The sequence below is a fragment of the Thermococcus sp. 2319x1 genome, from assembly GCF_001484685.1.
GTDB lineage: Archaea > Methanobacteriota_B > Thermococci > Thermococcales > Thermococcaceae > Thermococcus_A.
Window position 1 is genome coordinate 930,450 of the sequence record NZ_CP012200.1, and the last position, 19,944, is coordinate 950,393.

Below are 19,944 nucleotides of genomic sequence, written 5' to 3' on the forward strand. Positions count from 1 at the left end.
AAGGAGAAATCTCACTGGTGAAGATTATGGCGCTGAGCGATAGGCTTGAGATGGTGAACCCTTCTGAAATAAGAAAGCTTTTTGATCTTGCCCAAGGTATTGAGGGAATAATCTCACTCGGAATTGGAGAGCCGGACTTTGACACACCGGAACATATAAAGGAGTATGCAAAGGAAGCCCTTGACAAGGGACTAACACACTATAGCCCAAACATAGGGATTTTGGAGCTCAGGGAAGCAGTTGCAGAGAAGTTAAAAAAGCATAACGGAATTGAGGCAGATCCAAAAACCCAGATAATGATAACCGTCGGCACCAACCAGCAGATTTTAATGGGACTTGCAACCTTCTTGAAAGACAACGAGGAAGTTCTCATTCCCTCCCCAATGTTCGTTAGCTACGCCCCCGCAGTTATTCTGGCGGGAGGAAAGCCCGTTGAGGTTCCCACCTATGAGGAAAACGAGTTTCGCCTAACCGTCGATGAGCTCGAAAAATACGTGACTCCAAAAACAAGGGCATTGATAATAAACACCCCAAACAATCCCACGGGGGCAGTATTAACGAAGAAAGATCTTGAGGAGATTGCAGATTTTGCGGTTGAGCACGATCTGATGATCTTAAGCGATGAAGTTTATGAGTACTTCGTCTACGATGGGGTCAAAAACTACAGCATTGCCTCTCTGGACGGCATGTTTGAGAGGACAATAACCATGAACGGGTTCTCAAAGACCTTCGCAATGACCGGATGGCGTTTGGGGTTCCTAGCGGCTCCAGAATGGGTTGTGGAAAAAATGGTTCGATTCCAAATGTACAACGCAACATGTCCCGTGACATTTATTCAATACGCGGCTGCAAAAGCCTTGAGGGACGAGAGAAGCTGGAAAGCGGTAGAAGAGATGCGCAGGGAATATGAGAGGAGAAGAAACCTTGTTTGGAAGAGATTAAACGAGATGGGTCTGCCAACGGTTAAACCAAAGGGGGCGTTTTATATCTTCCCAAGGATTAAAGACACCGGTTTAAGCAGCAAGGAGTTCAGTGAGCTGATGATAAAGGAGGCAAAGGTGGTTGTAGTTCCCGGAAGCGCATTTGGACAGGCTGGAGAAGGCTATGTGAGGATAAGCTACGCCACAGCCTATGAGAAGCTTGAAGAAGCTATGGACAGAATGGAAAAAGTGCTGAAGGAAAAGAAGCTCGTTTAACCTCCCCCAGCAATCTTTTTATCTTTTCTCCCCCACTTTGATGGGGATGAAAAATGCTTCCGGGAAAAGTTCCTCCAGAAGTGCTTGAAAAAATTGTCTTTAACCTTCTTGGAGTTGAGGATGAGAGGGTTATAATAAAATCTGGTGTAGGCATTGATGCGGCTGCAATAGACTTTGGAGATAAAGCTCTCGTTGCATCAAGCGATCCCATAACCGGGGCAGAGAAGCACATAGGCTTTTACGCAATAAACGTTAACGCAAACGACGTTGCAACGTTTGGAGCCAAGCCGAGGTGGTTCTTAGCAACTATTCTGTTGCCGGAAAATGCTAATGAGGCTCTCCTTAAGGAGATAATGGAGGACATGCACAAAAGCGCCGAAAAACTTGGCATAGCCATAGTAGGGGGCCACACGGAAGTGACAATTGGACTAAACAGACCTATAGTCATCGGAACGATGCTCGGTGAAGTCGAGAAGGGAAAGTTGGTAAAATCAAACGGTGCAAAAGCTGGAGACGCCATAATATTGACCAAAGGTGCCGGAATTGAGGGAACTTCAATTATAGCGAGTGAAAAAGAAGAGGAGCTTAGGAAAGTATTTGGAGATGAGTTGGTGGAGAGGGCAAAGGGATTTCTTGAGAAAATCAGTGTGGTAAAAGAGGCATTAATTGCTGCAGAGATTGGGGTTAATGCCATGCACGATCCCACGGAGGGAGGGATAGCCAACGGATTCCACGAGATGGCAGACGCCGCTGGTTTAGGATTTAGGGTTTATTACGATAAGATACCCATAGCGGAAGAGACCAAAAAGCTGTGTGAGTACTTCAACTTAGACCCCCTTGCTCTGATAAGCTCAGGCTCTCTCCTAATCGCGGCGCCAAAAGAAAAAGCCGAAAAAATCGTGAATGCAATACAAAAAGAGGGCATTGAGGCGGCAATAGTTGGAGAGTTCCTGGAAGACAGGAACACAAAGGTTCTTGTGAAAGATGGGAAGGAGATCCCGCTAAAAAGGCCAGAAACGGACGAAATCTGGAAAATCTTTTAAAGGTATTTTTCCCTATGTTGCTCACATGGCCGGTTGGAGATGGCTAGACCCTTATCGAAGTTGGTGGGATTTTAATGCCCCTGGCCTAGTACTGCTGCCTTCAGAGAGCACTACCTCAACCTCCTAACCTTCCTACCCTTTATGTCTATTCGCCCTTCCTTCTCAAGCATTCTCAGAATTTCTTCAAATGCCTTCCCGTTCATCACGTTTATTATCATGGTGCCCTTTTCGGTGGGTATCTCCATGGGCATCGCCTTGAGAAACGCCATGGTTAAGTCTTCTTTGGAAACCTTCTCGTTACCAAGGGCATTTAATATCTCGCTCGCAACTATTCCCCTTGAGATAAGGGCAAAGTAAACATCCATAACCGTCTCTTCTTCAAAGTACTTTGCGGCTATATGCATAGCCCGGTTGATTTTCTCTATTTCAAGCTCCCGGATCTCTATCTCATATTCCGGAAGCAGGTCAACAAACGCAAACTGCTTCGCTATCTTCTCAATTTTCTCAAGGTTTTTTGCAATTTGATACGGAAACCTGAACTGGAATTTGAGCTTTGTAATATCAACGTTTTCTTTTAACCTTGCTTTGTTCTCTTCAATAACAACTGCATCGTTTTTAAACAGCTGATCAAGAACGTCCCCCATCCAGTAGCCCTCTTGAAGGAGATGCTCTATTTCTTCACCCTCCTTAAGATGCTCAAGGGCATGGTTTATCTGCTCCTTAAACGTGAGAAAGCCCTCAAGAAGAATTTCCTTTTCCTCACCTTCAAAAGAGCTTATGGCATTGTTTATCTCCTCAAGCGTTCCTTCAATCATGTAGCCAATAAACGCCTCATACCCGAGTCTTTCCATAACAGCAAACCTGATCCCTTCCCTCTTAAGCTCGTTTAAGAAGGCTTCTTTCACAACTTCATTCTTTGTGAGCAACCTCATGTGACCACCAGATGGAAAAGGCTAAAAGTCATTTATAGTCTTTTTGTATAGGTGGGAACATGAGCGAAGAAAAACCCCTTTTGCTTGACAAAACCCTCGAAACGTGGAAAGGCAAACGTGTTGCCTTAGCGGTAAGCGGAGATCATTCCTTCACTGGGGTGCTAAAAGATTTTGACGAGGAAGTAATAATTTTGGAGAACGTTGCCGATGTTGTGGGTAACCGGGGGAAAGCCTTGGTGGTAAGGATAGACGACACAAACTGGATAATGCTCTTAGAGTGATAAAAATGAGGGCAGTTGCGTTTGTAGGGTTTAAAAAGAGCGGGAAGACAACCACGGTAGAAAGGGTCGCAGGAGAACTCAAGAAAAGAGGATACAGGGTGGGGATAGCAAAGAGCATGCACACGAACTTTGACAGAAAGGACAGTGACACTTGGAAATTAAAAAGAGCAGCAGATTATGTAATTGTAAGAGCCCAAGACACAGATGCCCTCCTTTTTGAGGCAAAGGACTTAAATGCCCTATTATCCACAATGCCAGAGGTTGATTTCCTCCTCCTTGAGGGCTTCAAAGATGCCAAGCATTTGCCCAAGGTAATATGTGCCAAAAGTGAAGAGGAAGTGAAAGTATTAAACGATGGGCTTGCTATAGCCGTTAGCGGTGTTATATCAGGCGAAGCCAAAAGCATTGAAGGGCTTGAGGTGATAAATCCCCTTGAGAATCCCGAAAGACTGGCAGATTTAATAGAGGAAAGAGCGTTTATGCTGCCGAACATTAACTGCGGATTGTGCGGGTTTGACTGTTACGAGATGGCAAAGCTCATAGTAAAGGGCGAAAAGAGCACAGAAGACTGCGTTGTCTTAAGTTCAAAACCAAAGGTCATCGTTAGGGTTGATGGGAAGGAGCTTCCAATGAAAGACTGGGTTCAGGAGCTTGTTGAAAAGACCATTAAAGGCATGCTTTCCGCCATGAAGGGCTACAGAGAAGGGAGGAAAATAGAGATTATAATCGAAGGCTAAGTTACTCCAACATTAATTTCTTTTATCTGGCCGTTTTCGAGAACAAATGCCCTATATTCTCCAGTGTTATTCACTATCAACCATACGTTTCTCCACAAGTCCATGCCTTTCAAATCCCTATGAGAGGGATACGGGGAACAGTTAAGGTGGGAGTGAAATATTCCGATGACTTCCTTCCCCTCCTCTTCAGCTTTTTCAAGAACTCTGAGCGTTTCCAAAGGGTCTATTTCAAAGCCTACTGGAGAATTTAGCCGATTCTCTGCAAAGACAACATAGTCCACAAAGGCATCTTCCCCTTTCATCGTCCCTATCAAAAATCCGCATACTTCAACTTTGCTCTCTCTGGCCTTGGTTAGAATTTCCTTCAAATGTGCACGTTTTATAAAAATACTCCTCATGAGTGCTTCTCTTCCTCAGGCATTTAAATCTTTTTTGTTCACCAATGAATAAATCAGTGCAGAAAAGCTTATAAATAGGTTTACAATCATCAAGATTTGGTATCCCTTTATTATCACTCAAAATGATACAAGAGGTGAAAAACATGCTCGCGAGAATAGTCTACTACAAGAGGAATTCCATTCCCGAAGAGGAAATAGTTGTGGTTAGCAAGGTAGAGAAAGCCCTCGAAATAGCGAGAAGGAAGCTGGGGATAGAAGTTGTGGGGTTTGAAGTCGAAATAATTTGATCACGATCGCCTTCTTCTCCCCTTTTATTCTATGTGCAAACTTTCATCATAGCCCCACTCATAGAGATAGCCTATCCTTTCAAGTTTTCCTTTAGAGTACTCATAAACAAGCGGCACTCCTGTGGGGATGTTAAGCTTCAAAACCTGCTCTTTAGTTAGCTTTTCTATGTGCATGACTATTGAGCGTAGGCTATTTCCATGGGCAGAGACAAGTACGTTTTTCCCCTTTTCAAGCTCGGGGAGTATCTTTTCTTTAAAATAAGGAATTGTTCTCTCGGCAGTGTCCTTAAGGCTTTCTCCTCCCGGCGGTGCTATGTCGTAGCTTCTCCTCCACAGTAAAACTTTATCTTCTCCGTAGATTTTCTTTGCCTCATCCTTGTTAAAACCCTGCAGTTTGCCGTAATAGCGCTCGTTGAGATGCCACGACTTATAAACGGGGACGTAATTTTTCCCGTATTCCCCATATACGATTCCCCAGTCTTTCATTTTTCCGTTTTCGTGCTCTATCTTCGGAACGCCGGAGGTGTTTTTGCTCATAACGAGCATTGCAGTCTGGATTGCTCTGACAAGTTCTGAGGTAAATACCACATCTATCTTCCACCCTCTCAAAAGTTCTCCAGCCTTTAAAGCTTCTTCAATTCCCCTTTCGCTCAAAGGCACATCAACCCAGCCTGTAAAAAGGTTTAGCTTATTCCACAGACTTTCGCCATGTCTTATTAGTATAAGTTTGCTCATTAGGTTCACCTAAAAATTGTTGGTGGACTGGTATAAAGCTCTTTCTGTTCAAGGATGAGCAACGGCAGTTTTTCTTTTGACCATTCAAACTCGTAGTGACACCACCCTCGTAGAAGATTAAAATTATATAGGTAAATGCACAGTCATAAATAGCTATAGCAAAGGAGGGACTTACATGGAAAGGAGGCTCTACAGAAGTAGAAAGAACAGAATGCTCTTCGGAGTTTGTGGGGGATTGGGAGAATACTTTAACGTAGATCCTACCCTTGTCAGGATACTCTTTATAATCCTGCTCTTGGGAAGTGTAGGAACTGCAATATTGCTATACTTTCTTTTAGCTATTGTAATACCGGAGGAACCTGAAAATGGAGGTGAGTGATGGTGGAAAAGAGACTCAAAAGGAGTAAAAAGAATAAAATATTTTTGGGAGTTCTTGGAGGAATAGCCGAATATATCGACGTTGATCCAACTATAGTGAGGGTACTCTTCATCCTTCTCTGTCTCGTTGAGCCAGTTTTCATCCTGGCGTATTTCTTAATGGCTATAGTTATGCCCGAAGAAGAGGAGGAAAGAGTAACTGCAGAGAAAATTCCAGAGAAGATCGAAAAGCTAGCTGAAGAGGCTGGAGAAAAAGTTGAAGAACTGACCAAAAAAGCTCCAAAGGTAGAGAAAAAAGACGACACGAAGCTTTTTGGGATAGCCCTTGTCCTTTTAGGAGCAGTGTTGCTCTTAAAGGTTTTCATACCGTTGCCACTCTTTGGACTAAGGGTAATAGTTGCACTGCTTATCCTCTTACTCGGCCTGTACCTGATAGCGAGGGGATGAGAAATGAAAAAACTTCTTGGGGTCTTTTTAACCTTTTTGGGACTGTTAATCCTTTTAAAAAGCATTAGACCGGAGTTGTACGACCACCTCATCCCATATGCACACTACATTAGGGAGGCATTTTGGGGAGTAGTGCTCATTGCTGCCGGTCTCTACGTGCTGATTAAGAACAAAACCGCAAGAACAGCCATAGCACTTGCCCTTATTCTTTACTTGGCATTATTCCTTGTAACCTCTCCACACTACTCATGGAGATTTTCCTTCAAAGATGCCGGAGAGATAAAGACGCTTGGAAAATTTAACTCCTCTGAAGTATTGATAGAAAACATTGCCGCAGAAATAACAGTAGAACATGGAACAAATGGGATAGAGGTCTTCAGCAATCTGCCGGTGAAGATAGAAGAAGGCGAGACCTTGAGAATTTCATGTGCCGGGTGTGGAGAGTACGAAAATGGAAAGCTCTTAGTAAAAGTCGGAGATGATAAGATAGCATCCTTAGCCCTAAGGAACACGGTTGGAGATGTGAAGGTTGATTTGGGGGGAATTTCTTCGGTTACATTGGACAATGTTGTTGGCGAGGTCACAATTTCAGGGGCATTTAGCTCGCTCGTTGCAAGGAACTTCATTGGGGATATGGAGATAGAATTGGAGAGATGCCCAGAAAATAAGGAGTACTGCTCTCAAATTGAAATATACAGGGGAAGCGGAGAGATCAACATTTCTCCTCCAGCTGGCACCAAGGTAGTTCCCATGATTGAGGGCTCTCTAACTTCACTAACTATAAACGAGGGATTTGAAATCGGGGAGAAAACATTAAAACTAACAGTCAAAAACTTCATTGGAAAAATAGTCGTGGAATGATGGCTATGGACAAGTGGGAAGTCGTCAAGGCCTTTACCCTTGGCTCTCTGCTCGAGGCAACAATACCCAAGCCGGGGAACGTAAACAGATATAGAGACTTTGAGGACCTTACCCTTTACCATTTCCTTTTTGCCCATACAGCTGTCATGGATGTTCTTTTTGAGGCTGCAGAGAAGGGAGAATTAATTAGGAAAGGCAAAATTTCACCAGCAGAGGCTGAGATAGGAGCACTGATAAGAAAGGCCATTGAAAACTCCAGGAAAGCCCAAAACTCAAACCCCAACTTTGGAATAATCACCCTTGAGATTCCACTTGCAATCGCACTAACCTGGGCAAAAGACATTGAAGCAGAAGAAGAGGCTAAAAAGCTTATTGTCCTCTCCACTCCCCAAGACAGTGTGGAGTTTTACAGAGCCATAAGAACCGCAAACCCAAAGGGGATTAAGAGAGGTGTAAAATATGACGTTTACGACGATGCCTCCTTTGAAGAGCTTCTCAGAGATGGAATAAACCTCAAAAAACTTGCCGAAATTTCAAGCGAGAGGGAATTAATTTTTAGGGAGTGGCTCACAGGTTATAGGATTAGCTATTCAACTTTTTACAGGCTTAAAGAGCTGACCTCAAGGCTTTCACTTGAAGAAGCCACTATCAAAGCCTTTCTCGAGCTTCTCTCTCGCCATATAGATACTCTAATCGTAAGAAAAGCCGGACTTGAGGAGGCAAAGCTCGTCCAAAAGAAAGCAAAAGAAACCCTTTCCGGAAAGCTCACTCTTGAAGAGTTTGATGAATTCTTAAGGGAAAAGAAGGACCTAAGAAACCCCGGAAGCTTGGCGGACATAATGGCGGTTTCACTTGGCTTGCTAATCTTAAGCGGCTACCCCCTCAGTCTTTGATAATCTTAACCCTTTTTGCCCCTCCAAGACCCAAACCAAGGACTTTTGAGTCAATTACAACGGCATCTTCCCCAAATTCCTCGACAACCTTGACTTTGAGCCCGGAAATTTCATAAACTGCATCTTCTCCCCCAAACTCCTCGTTGACCTGTGCTTTTAAAAACTCGTAAGCTTCCTTTCCAAAGAGCACCAAATCCGGCTCGAATCCATCCATCTTAAGCTCGTTGGCTTTTTCTTCGACAGCACTTAAAACCCTAATAAGTTCTCCTCTCATCCAATTCACCATAATATAATTTGGAAAAAGAGACTTAAACTTTTTCCCTAATAATCTCATAGGAGTAAGTAACTTCCGTCCCGCTGAGCTTGAGATGGGCTGAAGCGGAGCAGTACTTTTCTTGGCTAAGCTCTATAGCCCGTTTCGCTTTTTCCTCATTTACGTTTCCATAGATTTTATAGTGGATGTGAACTTTAGTGTAAATTTTCGGATGTTCTTCCCGCCTTTCCCCGCTTATTTCAACCTCAAGATCCTCAAGGGGCTCGCGCATCTTCTGAAGGATCATCACTACATCTATGGCCGTACAGCCTGCCACGCTGAGGAGAAGGGTCTTCATTGGTGAGATGCCTTTCTCCCCGAACAGTATCTTTCCACCTTCTTCTGTAAGCGCTTCAAATTTGGAATCCCCAATCCATCTAACCGTTCCTTTCATGAAAATCACCAGCCTAAGATTGCAGGAAAATTTTAAATGTCTTTTGTGAACCTATGGTGTATGTACATAAGGCCCTTCGACCCCTGGAAATCGAAGCTCTGCACATGCCCCTTTAAGTATACCCTTAACATCTACACCGGCTGTGACCATGCGTGTGTTTACTGCTACATAACCTCCTATATCCCTAAAGCCTTTAAAGTGAGGATAAAGGAAAACCTCCTCCCAAACCTAGAAAGGGAACTCCGAAAATTTAACAGGAAATTCATAGTAGCCCTCTCCTACTCTTCTGACCCGTATCCAACAATAGACAAGGATTTGGGAATAACCCGAAAGGTGCTTGAACTCTTCAAGAGATACGATATTCCATGCTTAATTTTGACGAAATCTAACCTATTCGAGAGAGATTTGGACATTTTGAGAACCCTAAAGTGCGCTGTTGGAATCACAGTCACCACGGTAGATGAGGAAAAAGCGAAACTCTTAGAGCCAAACGCACCCTTGCCGAGGGAAAGAATCAAGGCATTGAAAAAAGCAAAGAAGGAAGGCATCCCTGTCTACGCTCGAATAGATCCGATAATACCCTTTTACACTTGGGAAGACTTTGATGAGACCCTTGATTCGTTGAGCTTTGTGTCTCACATAACCGTCTCAACTTTAAAACTCCGGGTGGATTCCTGGAGGAGAATGGAGGCAAAGTTCCCTGAGCTAATGAAAAAGCTCACACCCCTTTACAAGAGAGGGGAAAGGATAGGAGGTTATTATTACCTGCCAAAAGACATGAGATTTAAAATCCTAGAGGAGGCGAGGAAAAAGATAGAGGCGAAGGGCATGACCTTCGGCTCCTGCAGGGAGGGCTATTATTCATACCCCAGCTGCGATGGTTCTCATCTGGTATTACAGCTCCTACACGGGGAGATCTATTGAATTGTTTTTTGGGTTTAGCAGGCCAAGTTTTTTCTTTTTGTATTCAAGAGCTTTCTTTACAAGAGTCCTAAAAAGGGGTTCCATCTCATCAAGGTACTCAGCCAGCCACTGAACCCCTATTGCAAACCTTCCTTCCACTTCAATGGCCTCTATTATTCCATCCTCTGCATAGGCCACGGGTTTTACATCATTTCCAAGTTTCTTAATAGCCTGATGATGGAAGCTGTTAACCCCTATAAAAACCTCGCTCGTGGACTCAACATCCAGGTTTTCCTTAAGTATCTCAAAGAGCAGAGAATCCAGCTTTATCCTCACTTCATGAACCTTTGCAGCGGGATGTACCAAGAACTTTCCGTTTTTAAGCCAATTGTGCCTTATGGCTTTTGGGATTTCGCTAACGTCTTGATACAAGCTACCTCCAAGGGCAACATTTATCGCCTGTGCTCCTCTGCCTATTCCCAGCATGGACAAATCCTTCTCTAGGGCAGCTTTAATGAGTGTAAGCTCAAACTCGTCCCTCTGTATGTCAAGCCATTCTATTTTATCAGAGAGTATCCCCATAGTACTTTGGGTGAATATCAGGCCCCTCGGGAATTATAAGCCCATCTATAGCCTCGATAACATCTGTTATTCCCAAAAGTGGTGGAATTGCGACGGGTATCCCACCGGCTTCTCTAATTCTTCTGACATAAGTGTCGTTTATGGTAAGGGCACCGGTTTCCCAGTCAAAGGAAGCCACAATTCCAATAATCGGTTTCATTTTTACCACCTCCAGGTGAATTGTATCCAGCGCCTAAATAGTTTTTAAAAATCACAATTCCAAAACTTCTTGACTTACTTTGGCTTTAACTTTAAACACAAGTGGAGGTATAATGAATTGTTTCACTCTTCAGCATCCCACAGAGCCAACCCATTTTCTTGAGGCTTTCTTATTAGAGGTTCACCAAGGAGCTCATGAATGTAAACTTCAGCGACAAAAACTTCCCCCTCAATCAAGTGGCCGCCAAATAGTCTTCCCTCCTTGTCTCCTAAACTCACATGAATATGGGCAAAGGGCTCATCGTCTTTTATGCTTATGTTCCCCAAAGCGGATACCAGTTCGTAGGTTCCTTCTAGCTCGATTACTTTATATTGTCCCTTTTCCTCTTCAAAATATCCAATTTTTGGATTCTTGAGGGTCCCAATTGCGCTGATAGTTCCAACCAACACGTTGTGCTTTTTTGCAAATTCATTTACAGCACTCAAAAATTCCTTCCCTTTGGGTATTCTAAACAGAAAGCTTCTACCCTTTGAAAACCTCATCTCAACCACCTCCTAAGTTATAGAGAGCCTAAACCCCTAAGGTAACCTCAGCATAACTTCTCGGGTCTTCCCAAATCCTCACCTTTATCTTCTTCACGTTCTCCCCTGCCTTTTCCGCTATTCTCTCGGCAAACCACTCCGCAATATACTCTGCTGTCACGTTTGGTTTGTTAAGGATTACCACTTCACTTTCAGGAAGCTCCAGATGTTTGCCGTTTTTTTCCACAACAACGTATCCATCTCTTTTGTCAGTTACCCAACCTTCACTTATTAGTATTTTATGATCGAGGAGCTTTATAAGATTGCTCAAATGGTTAAAGTCAAATATCATGCCGTTTTCGTTCAGCTCGCCCCATACCTCTACGTCAACGTTATATGTATGCCCATGAATCCTAAGGCACTTGCTCTCATAAGGCAAAGCCAAGAAATGGGAGCTGTCAAAGTCTTTGTGCCATCCAATTTTTCTTTCAACTATTTTGAACATAGACATCACCATAAATAAAAAGCAAGTAGATGCTTTTAATATTTTTGAATGGATCTAACACCCCTTACGTCTTCTCTATTCAGCGTGTGTTTTTCAAGAATATGTTGCTTTAATTCTTCTAGGCTTTTTGCCTTGTAACTGCAAAAGGGACACACGAACATTTGAGTATTCTCCATGTCTCTTCCCCCCGGAAGATTGTAGCGTGATTAGGGTATAAATACCCTCTGGAATTCTTTACTACTTTAAGTGGTATTTTTGGAGATAGTGTGCCTACTTTATCTCTCAACTTTTACTCAAATTTGTTACTTTAGCATGAGTTTAAAATAATTACGAAATATTATAATTTAAAAAATACAAAAATAAAACAAAATATAATTAATATTGCAAGTTATTTATAAATTAAAATTTAGTTGAGAGTTTAAAATTATTACTGTTGTGAATTATAAAATACAAATTTTTTACAACTTAAAGTTGTATAAATGGGAGTTCATGCGTTAGGTTTGTCCCATGGGTATGGGTCCACAATACTTGGGGAGTTGTTCCTGTATAAGCCGGCATTATCATTAATTTTTCCTTTTACAATGATAGGTGGTAATAATTAATAAATATTCAACATGTCAGCGTATAATAAAGCGTGCGGAGCATCTGCATTAACTCCTGATCAATTTGACCAAGTTCAAATGAGCCTACAACAATAGCTATGATCATGGTATCTCCAACTCGGACTGGCCTTTTTGGGAATCCCACAGCTTCTAGCACACACTTTTCAAGTTTTGAGAGGGATGCCACTGGAATTATAAGCTCAAGTTCTCCTGTCTTCTGGTTTTCCCTAATAAATGGACGAAAGTTGCTTCTAGTTATACACGCCTCCTTAGCCTTGGCTTTTAGTATTTCCACCGCTAAGGATACAAGAGATGGATATTTAGCGCCAATTCCAAAAAACCCATATTTTTTAGACTCCATGCCACTCACCTCCGAAGTTCGAGAACACTTTTTCCCACGGTGCTTAGAATCTGATAGCCCCCACGCGTCCCACCGTTAGGTTTATCGTCAGCATTCTTTTTAACGTTTGTTATTTTTACCACTATACATAATTGTCATATAATGTACCTTATATCCAAAACCCACGCACAAAAAAGAACATCAAAAACAAAGAAGGGTAAAAATTTCAAAACCCTCTATTTTTCCCGCAGGGATCTCCAGAGGCCAATCACGAACGCGGGCCCAAGCAGCAGTATTGGCGTCACTATACTATTCATGTAAAGATAGAAGGACAACGCTCCTAATCCAAAGGAGACTATGTTCAAGAGGAGTATCATTCTTGCATCCCTCTTCCTGTCCTTCCTCATTATATCGGAACTTGCCTGCTCTATTGACCAAAAGGCCAGTAGTATGTATCCAAGCGCTGCTGGAAGGGCTAGTATTCTTGATATACCTTCTGAAAACGCTGCTATAAACAGGATAACAAGCGAAGCCCCAGCATAGAAAATAAAACCGAGTATGTCCAACACGTCTTATCACCCCATGTTATAACAACAAGCGGTTTTTTAAATTTTTCTTCAGGTGGGGATACGGGCATCAAAAAGCTCGTCCACGAGGGACTTGTCCCCTGGAAGCTGAATATAACGAGTATAGCCACCCCTCAAAATGTACATGAATAGTCTTGGATCACAGGCCCTATCCCGAACTGAGGGTTAAGAAGCTATGGCCTCCACCTTTTTTAATATGTCAGAATATTGGGTTTGTTTTTGTAAATATGACAAGATTTTGCCGCATAGGTTTGATTAACAAGATCTGTTTGACTTTCTGGTTTGAACAAAAGGCATAGAATAACCCAAGTTTCTGGATAATTTATCCAACTATCGTATGAAATCTTGACATTATGATCGCTGGTTCAATGACAAGGGTTATTAAGTCCTTTTCACCTCCCTAAACATGGATAAATTATCCAGGTGTTGAACATGGAGACCGTAAAGAAAGACGTTCTTCAAGAATATATAAGCTGGAACAACCTTGACGTGCTCGAAAACGCGAACCGCTACCCGGGACCAACGGGATTCTTTGCTTACGTCATGGAAGAAGCCCTAAAGGAAAGCATCTCCCTCGTTCCAGAGGACGGGAGGAAAGCGCACTTCTCAGGGGATATCTACATCCACAAGCTCCCTTACAGCCTCTACATCCCCTACTGCTCAGGCCATAGCACGTCGAGATTGCTCAAAAAGGGCCTCAGAACGCCGACGATAACTTCGAGACCAGCAAAGCATTTTGACACTTACGTAGATCATATAGCAAACTACCTTATAACCATGCAGCACTACTTCAGTGGTGCCCAGGCGCTTTCAAGCGTTGAATGGTACGCAGGACCTTTTATAAGAAAGGACGGCCTCAACAGAGAAAAGATACGTCAGCACGTCCAGAGGCTCATCTACAACCTCAACTACCCAAGCCGGGTGGGAATGCAAACGCCCTTCACGAATTTCACCGTGACCCTCGACGCGCCCAAGGGGATGCCACTTGAGAGGCTTTTGAAGGCAGAGCTGGTTGACCACATAGCTACGGACCTCAAGGCCCCACCAGAGGAGCTTTACGGCCTTCCTTTTGAGGCATCAAGAAGACTTTGGGAGCTGTTTCTTGAAGGGCTCAGGATTGTCTCCGAGTACGGCGTTCCTTTGGAGCTCAGAGTTCCCGTGGCGAGGGGGCTCGAACAGTGGCCTTGGGTAGAAAGGGCTCTAAGAGAAGTTGAGACTGACTTCTACGTCGTGCTAAACCCGCTCGTTGGCACACCCATGACGAGTCCCCGTGATAGGGAGTGGTGCTCTAAACACTGCTGGCCGGAGGGGGAGATTGGGTTCCTTAGGGAAAAACTGGAGGATGTGGGAGTTAGAGTCTACGTAAATCATTTTGTCTGATTCCCGTCGGCTTCCTTTTTATGGCCATCCTTTCATGTGAGAGTTATTCTATTATTTCTGCATTGGGTAAAAATTTGCAAAGTTTTACTTTAATAAAACGTAATTTGTATGCAATTTTATATTTTAAAGTCATGTTATTCCGAATCTTATAAATTATAATACTATTTTATATCGTATTATGCTAAAAATCATCGAAAGTAAAAAATCGAGTCAAAGTTTGAGAGATAAGGTGAAACAAAGCAGTTTTATGTTTATAAAACATTTAGATGCTCATCTAAGAATTTAATAAAACGCGTTTTAGATGTTTAAAACCATTACCAACTCTGATTTGACCGGTATACTAGCCAAACCTGATCCCTTAATCTTTCTTCAAAAAGTCGTAGATGGCTCTAGTGAATCGTATTCTTCTCAAGAGCACTGAAGAAGAGAACCATTTATTGCTTCCAAGCTTTGTTTCTTTTTCTAAAAACTCCAAAACTTCACCTAGGCTGTCTGTCTTCAAGAGAGGTGGAGAATTAAACATTGCCCTGACGCTTTCCCTAACAAACCATACGCCAACTGGTATCCTAAAGCCGGGATAAATCTCTCTAAGAAGTATCGCGGTAGCTTGCCGTTTTATTCTCTTCAGATATTCGAGAGTCGCAAGCATACTCGCATAATAACAGCCACCTATGCTCGGGTAGCTTGTCCTCCCATGGTAATCCTCATAATCGCCTTCGACAACAACCTTACCCACCCCCGGATTCCAAGTGGAACCGGGCCACCATGCCTCCATCCATTCATAACTCCATTTTGCTGGGTATAAAATGGCAATAAAGAGATTCTCGTGAACGCGATATCTAAACACAAGGATATCATTTAATGGATTGTATTCTTTTATCTCCCTGATGAGCTTTTTACAGAGCATGCTATCTACCGCAGTGATGCTCCACCTTGTGGGAACGAGTCTTCTCTGTTTTTTAATTCCAAGTGCTCCGGTGCTGAATATCTTTTGTATGTACGACACGGGCAATCCAGATTCATAGAGGCTAACAACGGCCTCAAATGCCGGTAAATCTGTATCATCATGGGCTTTCTCCACAGGCCTTGGAATTGAGGGGTTTCCAATGACCTTCATGTTTGCAAGGGGAGATCTTGGTCCTTGTGGGGGCTCTTGTTCACTGAACGTCATGAAAAGTCTTGGTGGTTTTTTAAGGGCAAGTTCAATATCAACGGGCTTGGAACTCATGGCCAAAAGTCTCAACTCCTCTATAAGCTTGTCTTCCGGCTTTTTGACGTTTGCTATTTTGATCCCTGTGATCAGGCTCCAGCGATATTCGAGAATATCCTCTACGTTCCTATTAATCCACATCTCAGGAAAATCAAAGATATTCGTATCCCCCACCAAGGGAGGTGTTGCCGGTCCTATTCTCACGTATGGATAACCAATTCTACCAACAAAGACCGATGGGGGTGTTGAACCTTCGATAACTTTTGAAGAAACAGAGCGCCTAATTCGTAAAGTGGCCCGAGCCCTCGCTACTACGGGGCAGTATGCAAGGCCGCACCATCCTCGCCCTCTGCACAATATACACAAACCAGGATCCGGCTTCATTCACTGACTACCGTACATATGTCACAACAAGGGATAATTAAAGGTTACGAGGATATGGAGCCGGGACCGGGATTTGAACCCGGGACCTGCGGATTACGAGTCCGCCGCCCTACCGAGCTAGGCTACCCCGGCACACCCAAGTGTGATGATAAAAGAGAAATTTATAAGCTTTTTCATACCAGTTCTCTGCCCGTGGTGGTCATGACCAGCTTTCCATGCTTTACCCCTTTCAGGCTAATTAGTCTCTCGGCTATTCTTTTTATTCTGCTGGCTTTTCCCTTAACGACTATAACCTCGAGGCAATTGTGCTTGTCCATGTGAACGTGAAGGCTGGAGATGATTTCATTTACATAATCATGCTGCATGTCAAGGAGTTCCTTCACCACATCGGCCTCATCATGATTGTAAACAATGGTTATAGTTCCGGCAACTTCCTTATCCCCCTCCTCCCACTCGTGTCTAACTATAAAATCCCTCACCAGATCCCTAATTGCTTCGCTTCTGTTAGCGTATCCCTTTTCCTCTATAATGGCATCAAACTTTTCCAGGAGATCTTCCGGCATCGAGACACCAAAACGGATTATTCTCACCACAATCACCAGTGCATTTTTATACCCCGGGTATTTAAATTTTGGCAAAAGAAAAGTAGATAAGCATTGAGGAGATAATAAAAAACATGGGAAAAAAGTTTGTTGTTGATACCAAAAAAATCCTCATTGGACTTTTCTTGGCGTATTTAATCCTCCTTTTCTGGAGCATGAGAGCTGTACAGCCTCCTCCACAACGGATCACCCAAAGAGACCAGGAGATATATGAGATTGCATCAAAGCTGGGGTTTCTTGATGATGGGAAGTTAAGCGAAGAGGAGAAAGACATAGCAAATAAAATATACCCTCTCTACAAATACAGAGGTACACTGCTTGATGAAGTGGAGACCGACAACTTACTTCTCCTCGCAAATTTAAGCGAAAGGGTCAGTAGAGTTCTTGAAAAAGTTCCATATCCTCTAAGAGATGATATGATTCGTTTTCTTTTTTCAGAAAGCCCCTATACCCTTGAAGAATTCTCTAGGAGGGTAGCGATATTTGAGGATCAGGTAAGCGAATTCCTTGAAACTTACAACCAGTTGCCACCAAGAATTAGAAACGGTATAGAAAACTCCCAAAACATCTACGCCGCCCGTACGTTGCAGAATTATATTGCCCTAATAAAGGCTCTCCACATGGCCCTTTATGAACTCCCTCCAGATGTGAAGAACGCTATAGACAACATGAATGGAATAATAGATAGATTCGAGCCTTATGAGATAGAGGAATTTCTTGAAAGCCTTGGCTCGATAGAGAGTTACCTAATTGCCAACCAAACCTTTAGGGAGTGGTTTATAGAGAACTCGGCAAGATTTGAAATCACCGAGGTAAATCTCAGTTGGGAGGCATTTTTGAAAGAGCAAAGAAGCGACACGATAGCCCCTAAGATATGGGGAACTGTAGAAAGCGAGGGCAAGAAGATTAAAGTCGCCTTTACAGTAAAGGACAACATGAATCCACCAAAAGAACTCATTGTTAAGGTGGAGGAGAGAGAATATCGGGTAGACATTAAAACCGCTTCTCTCACTTACAGCTCAATAATGGAGTTCCCGCTTGAGTGGGGGGAGTATAACATAACGATAAAAGGAAGCGATTACCATGGAAACTCCAATTCAATCCGGGTGGAGTTTTCCCATTACCCAGAAATTTTTGAGATAAAATTCGATGGAAGCGGCGAATGGTTTCAGAATGCCCACCCTTACAGAAGAGATGAGTTAGAATACATATGGCGGTCAGCTGCTACTTACAAACCCCTCCATGTATACAAGATCATTTATCCGGATTTGGGGTTTGACAGGTATGGCAAAATCAAGATGGGTGAAGCTATGAAATTCTTTTATGAAAGAGCTAAAGAAGACTTCTTCCGATTTTACAACAAACCTTTACCCTTTTACTCCATAACCCCCTTACACATAGCCTATTTTGTAAACAGCTATGTCCATTCCTACGATTTGCCCATAATAAAAACCCTGAGGTCAGGCATATGCGGTTACGATGGGGAAACCCAAGTTGTTCTCATGAACAACCTTTTCATGGACTTCAACCTTAAAGCGTGGGCACTTCAAATCCCAGCAAGCATTAGCGGATGGAAGCTCGATCACTCAGAGATAATAGTGATATGGGATGTGCCCCTTTTAGTAGGAAGCAACTATAGGGGCCTTTACGTCCTTGGAAAAGACCCCTACATATCAAATGAGAACCTTTTCTATCCCTATGATGGGGATTGGTTTAAGAGGTATTATGACGATACGGTAGAGATGATGGTTCTTGGGATACTTCCTTACAGGCCAGATGTTACTGCGGTGGAGGATTTTTACAAGCGCTTTAATGTATCTGTAACTCCAGCGTATCCCTACAAAAACCTCATGGAAGAGCTGATCACGGGATATGAGTTCTTTGCCTCCTACGTGACTTTCAACATAAGCGAGCAATACGTGCAGGGGTTGCTGGAGATGGTAAAGGAAGGGAACTTGAGCGTTTTAGATGAACTCAACAAGCTCGAAGCGGCAAGGGCCTTATGGTACAGACTGGATGGACACAACCTCTATTATGGTCCAAAATACACCCCCGACTATGTCACGGTAACAAAAGATGGAAAATTCTACTACGTTCATAAAAACCGCTCCAAGGCTTTTTCCACATCATAAGGGTGATCAAGAACTACCACCCCTTCCCTTCTTAACGCTTCGAGATGTTCAAGATCAATTTTGCGTGGATAGATTTTAAAGAGCTCCCCGCTAGGGGCTTTGGTTTCCACAACTGGCTTGGAATCTGTTGGGACTAGTATTAATGGCACTCTACTTTTCAAGGCTTGAGATGCACAGCATGAAAGCAAAGAGTCTGCTATGCCAAGTCGTATCTTTGCAACCGTGTTTGAAGTTGCGGGGGATATTACAAAGACGTCAAATTTACCCAGATTGAAGGCACCGCATGAAGGAAATGAGCGTCCCTGTCTGGATTCCTTAACGAGAGGGAAGCTTCCTATTCTTTCGAGAACTCCATACATTCTGGCTACCTCTTCTCCAGCCGAGGACAGGAATATTTTGATCTCATGCTTGTCCCTTAATTTTTCTAGTACCTCAACGCTTTCCAGAAGCAGATGTCCAGCACCACTGATTCCCCATGCAACTCTCAACTCTTCCACCACTTGGATGTTGGGAACAAAGTTTTAAGCATTTTTGCTAAACTTCCCCGGTGGGCAGAATGGAGATTCCAAACTATGGAAGGGTAACAGCACAAACTGTCATATTCGACCTAAATGGAACATTAGGCCTTGAAGGAAAAGTAAGAGAGGAGATAAAGGAGCTTTTAAGGAAACTTGGCGAAAAATATGAAATAGTCGTTCTAAGCTCCGATACATTTGGAAATCTGGAAGACGAGTTTAAGGGCATGAAGATTAAAATAGAGAAGGTCAAAGATGGCAACGAAAAGCTTCAGAAAGCATTAAAATATGAACCCTACATTGGAGTTGGCAACGGCAATAACGACGTCAGAATGCTTGAGAATGCCGAGCTTGCCATATGCGTAATAGGGGAAGAAGGAGCCAGCGTCGAGGCATTGCTGGCAAGTGATATAGTGGTTAAGGACGTTAGAGATGCTATTAACCTGCTGCTAAATGAGAAAAGGTTAACAGCAACGCTTAGGGGTTGAGGAGTTTAGTTAACTGTACAACGATTCCGGAAAGTTAAAAGGTAATAAGGGGTAGTTAATAGAGGCGGATGATGAGAAACTCTGGCGGAGTGATGAAGA

Annotated in this window: 27 protein-coding genes and 1 tRNA gene; 13 read left to right on the top strand and 15 right to left on the bottom strand. The window is 43.1% G+C overall.

Annotation, left to right across the window (positions count from 1 at the left end):
* Positions 1-26 precede the first annotated feature (26 nt).
* Together ADU37_RS05225 and ADU37_RS05230 are read left to right on the top strand one after the other, a co-directional pair.
* Positions 27-1,196 carry a pyridoxal phosphate-dependent aminotransferase gene (locus tag ADU37_RS05225; protein ID WP_058946611.1) on the top strand — a complete coding sequence of 390 codons (1,170 nt, stop codon included), beginning with the start codon at positions 27-29 and terminating at the stop codon, positions 1,194-1,196.
* A 53-nt stretch (positions 1,197-1,249) separates the two neighbouring features.
* Entirely contained in the window at positions 1,250-2,239 is a 990-nt protein-coding gene (locus ADU37_RS05230; RefSeq protein WP_058946612.1) for an AIR synthase family protein, read from the top strand.
* 110 nt (positions 2,240-2,349) lie between these two features.
* Here the strand turns inward: ADU37_RS05230 and ADU37_RS05235 are convergent, their stop codons facing one another.
* Positions 2,350-3,171: a hypothetical protein gene (locus ADU37_RS05235; RefSeq protein WP_058946613.1), complete on the bottom strand. Its 822-nt coding sequence runs from the start codon at positions 3,169-3,171 to the stop codon at positions 2,350-2,352.
* 59 nt (positions 3,172-3,230) lie between these two features.
* Between ADU37_RS05235 and ADU37_RS05240 the strand changes: the two genes are divergently transcribed.
* Positions 3,231-3,452 (top strand): LSm family protein, encoded by a 222-nt coding sequence (locus tag ADU37_RS05240; protein WP_058946614.1) that lies wholly within the window; start codon positions 3,231-3,233, stop codon positions 3,450-3,452.
* Between the two features lie 5 nt (positions 3,453-3,457).
* Positions 3,458-4,189, top strand: a complete 732-nt coding sequence (gene mobB / locus ADU37_RS05245; RefSeq protein WP_058946615.1) for a molybdopterin-guanine dinucleotide biosynthesis protein B — start codon at positions 3,458-3,460, stop codon at positions 4,187-4,189.
* Here the strand turns inward: mobB and ADU37_RS05250 are convergent.
* Complete coding sequence (locus ADU37_RS05250; RefSeq protein WP_058946616.1) at positions 4,186-4,587, bottom strand: M67 family metallopeptidase; 402 nt, start codon at positions 4,585-4,587, stop codon at positions 4,186-4,188. The two genes, mobB and ADU37_RS05250, sit on opposite strands and share 4 nt — an antisense overlap.
* 143 nt (positions 4,588-4,730) lie before the next feature.
* Here ADU37_RS05250 and ADU37_RS11505 point away from each other — a divergent pair, with 143 nt between their 5' ends.
* On the top strand, positions 4,731-4,874 hold the full coding sequence (locus ADU37_RS11505; RefSeq protein ID WP_004069223.1) for a hypothetical protein: 144 nt from the start codon (positions 4,731-4,733) through the stop codon (positions 4,872-4,874).
* Positions 4,875-4,898: 24 nt separating this feature from the next.
* On the opposite strand, the gene ADU37_RS05255 is transcribed toward ADU37_RS11505, so the two are convergent.
* A complete protein-coding gene (locus ADU37_RS05255; protein ID WP_058946617.1) occupies positions 4,899-5,609 on the bottom strand; it encodes a 2,3-bisphosphoglycerate-dependent phosphoglycerate mutase in 711 nt (236 codons plus the stop codon).
* 175 nt (positions 5,610-5,784) lie between these two features.
* On the opposite strand from ADU37_RS05255, the gene ADU37_RS05260 reads away from it, so the two are divergent.
* From ADU37_RS05260 to ADU37_RS05275, 4 genes are read left to right on the top strand one after another with little or no spacing between them, the layout of a single operon-like run.
* Positions 5,785-5,988 (top strand): PspC domain-containing protein, encoded by a 204-nt coding sequence (locus tag ADU37_RS05260; protein WP_058946618.1) that lies wholly within the window; start codon positions 5,785-5,787, stop codon positions 5,986-5,988.
* On the top strand, positions 5,988-6,434 hold the full coding sequence (locus ADU37_RS05265; RefSeq protein WP_238982011.1) for a PspC domain-containing protein: 447 nt from the start codon (positions 5,988-5,990) through the stop codon (positions 6,432-6,434). The genes ADU37_RS05260 and ADU37_RS05265 overlap by 1 nt, the downstream gene beginning before the upstream one ends.
* Before the next feature lie 3 nt (positions 6,435-6,437).
* Positions 6,438-7,295 (top strand): hypothetical protein, encoded by an 858-nt coding sequence (locus ADU37_RS05270; protein ID WP_058946619.1) that lies wholly within the window; start codon positions 6,438-6,440, stop codon positions 7,293-7,295.
* A gap of 5 nt (positions 7,296-7,300) precedes the next feature.
* The gene (locus tag ADU37_RS05275) at positions 7,301-8,188 is read left to right on the top strand and encodes a triphosphoribosyl-dephospho-CoA synthase (protein ID WP_058947635.1); all 888 of its coding nucleotides are present in this window, start codon (positions 7,301-7,303) and stop codon (positions 8,186-8,188) included.
* Here the strand turns inward: ADU37_RS05275 and ADU37_RS05280 are convergent.
* Together ADU37_RS05280 and ADU37_RS05285 are read right to left on the bottom strand one after the other, a co-directional pair.
* A complete protein-coding gene (locus ADU37_RS05280) occupies positions 8,178-8,462 on the bottom strand; it encodes a family 4A encapsulin nanocompartment shell protein (RefSeq protein WP_058946620.1) in 285 nt (94 codons plus the stop codon). The genes ADU37_RS05275 and ADU37_RS05280 overlap by 11 nt on opposite strands.
* Positions 8,463-8,496: 34 nt before the next feature.
* The gene (locus ADU37_RS05285) at positions 8,497-8,895 is read right to left on the bottom strand and encodes an OsmC family protein (RefSeq protein ID WP_058946621.1); all 399 of its coding nucleotides are present in this window, start codon (positions 8,893-8,895) and stop codon (positions 8,497-8,499) included.
* A gap of 60 nt (positions 8,896-8,955) precedes the next feature.
* Here ADU37_RS05285 and ADU37_RS05290 point away from each other — a divergent pair, with 60 nt between their 5' ends.
* A complete protein-coding gene (locus tag ADU37_RS05290; protein WP_058946622.1) occupies positions 8,956-9,819 on the top strand; it encodes a radical SAM protein in 864 nt (287 codons plus the stop codon).
* Here the strand turns inward: ADU37_RS05290 and ADU37_RS05295 are convergent.
* From ADU37_RS05295 to ADU37_RS05315, 6 genes are all read right to left on the bottom strand, one after another.
* On the bottom strand, positions 9,799-10,380 hold the full coding sequence (locus ADU37_RS05295) for a gamma-glutamyl-gamma-aminobutyrate hydrolase family protein (protein ID WP_255357530.1): 582 nt from the start codon (positions 10,378-10,380) through the stop codon (positions 9,799-9,801). The genes ADU37_RS05290 and ADU37_RS05295 overlap by 21 nt on opposite strands.
* Positions 10,364-10,579: a gamma-glutamyl-gamma-aminobutyrate hydrolase family protein gene (locus ADU37_RS11755; RefSeq protein WP_255357531.1), complete on the bottom strand. Its 216-nt coding sequence runs from the start codon at positions 10,577-10,579 to the stop codon at positions 10,364-10,366. The genes ADU37_RS05295 and ADU37_RS11755 overlap by 17 nt, the downstream gene beginning before the upstream one ends.
* 122 nt (positions 10,580-10,701) lie before the next feature.
* Positions 10,702-11,121 carry a PPC domain-containing DNA-binding protein gene (locus ADU37_RS05300; RefSeq protein WP_058946623.1) on the bottom strand — a complete coding sequence of 140 codons (420 nt, stop codon included), beginning with the start codon at positions 11,119-11,121 and terminating at the stop codon, positions 10,702-10,704.
* 28 nt (positions 11,122-11,149) lie between these two features.
* Positions 11,150-11,605 carry a 6-carboxytetrahydropterin synthase gene (locus ADU37_RS05305; RefSeq protein ID WP_058946624.1) on the bottom strand — a complete coding sequence of 152 codons (456 nt, stop codon included), beginning with the start codon at positions 11,603-11,605 and terminating at the stop codon, positions 11,150-11,152.
* A 609-nt stretch (positions 11,606-12,214) separates the two neighbouring features.
* Positions 12,215-12,568: a hypothetical protein gene (locus ADU37_RS05310; RefSeq protein WP_058946625.1), complete on the bottom strand. Its 354-nt coding sequence runs from the start codon at positions 12,566-12,568 to the stop codon at positions 12,215-12,217.
* Positions 12,569-12,783: 215 nt separating this feature from the next.
* Positions 12,784-13,116, bottom strand: a complete 333-nt coding sequence (locus ADU37_RS05315; protein WP_058946626.1) for a hypothetical protein — start codon at positions 13,114-13,116, stop codon at positions 12,784-12,786.
* A gap of 450 nt (positions 13,117-13,566) precedes the next feature.
* On the opposite strand from ADU37_RS05315, the gene nrdD reads away from it, so the two are divergent.
* Positions 13,567-14,514, top strand: coding sequence for an anaerobic ribonucleoside-triphosphate reductase (gene nrdD, locus ADU37_RS11620; RefSeq protein ID WP_082663025.1), 948 nt, complete (start codon positions 13,567-13,569; stop codon positions 14,512-14,514).
* A gap of 358 nt (positions 14,515-14,872) precedes the next feature.
* Here nrdD and ADU37_RS05325 read toward each other — a convergent pair whose 3' ends face one another.
* From ADU37_RS05325 to nikR, 3 genes are all read right to left on the bottom strand, one after another.
* On the bottom strand, positions 14,873-16,108 hold the full coding sequence (locus ADU37_RS05325; protein ID WP_058946627.1) for an Nre family DNA repair protein: 1,236 nt from the start codon (positions 16,106-16,108) through the stop codon (positions 14,873-14,875).
* A gap of 55 nt (positions 16,109-16,163) precedes the next feature.
* Positions 16,164-16,240, bottom strand: a tRNA-Thr gene (locus ADU37_RS05330).
* A gap of 41 nt (positions 16,241-16,281) precedes the next feature.
* Complete coding sequence (gene nikR, locus ADU37_RS05335) at positions 16,282-16,698, bottom strand: nickel-responsive transcriptional regulator NikR (RefSeq protein ID WP_058946628.1); 417 nt, start codon at positions 16,696-16,698, stop codon at positions 16,282-16,284.
* Between the two features lie 86 nt (positions 16,699-16,784).
* Here nikR and ADU37_RS05340 point away from each other — a divergent pair, with 86 nt between their 5' ends.
* A complete protein-coding gene (locus ADU37_RS05340) occupies positions 16,785-18,842 on the top strand; it encodes a hypothetical protein (RefSeq protein ID WP_058946629.1) in 2,058 nt (685 codons plus the stop codon).
* On the opposite strand, the gene ADU37_RS05345 is transcribed toward ADU37_RS05340, so the two are convergent.
* On the bottom strand, positions 18,806-19,339 hold the full coding sequence (locus ADU37_RS05345; protein ID WP_238982012.1) for a flavoprotein: 534 nt from the start codon (positions 19,337-19,339) through the stop codon (positions 18,806-18,808). The genes ADU37_RS05340 and ADU37_RS05345 overlap by 37 nt on opposite strands.
* 59 nt (positions 19,340-19,398) lie before the next feature.
* Here ADU37_RS05345 and ADU37_RS05350 point away from each other — a divergent pair, with 59 nt between their 5' ends.
* The gene (locus ADU37_RS05350; protein ID WP_058946631.1) at positions 19,399-19,845 is read left to right on the top strand and encodes an HAD family hydrolase; all 447 of its coding nucleotides are present in this window, start codon (positions 19,399-19,401) and stop codon (positions 19,843-19,845) included.
* Positions 19,846-19,944: the final 99 nt, after the last annotated feature.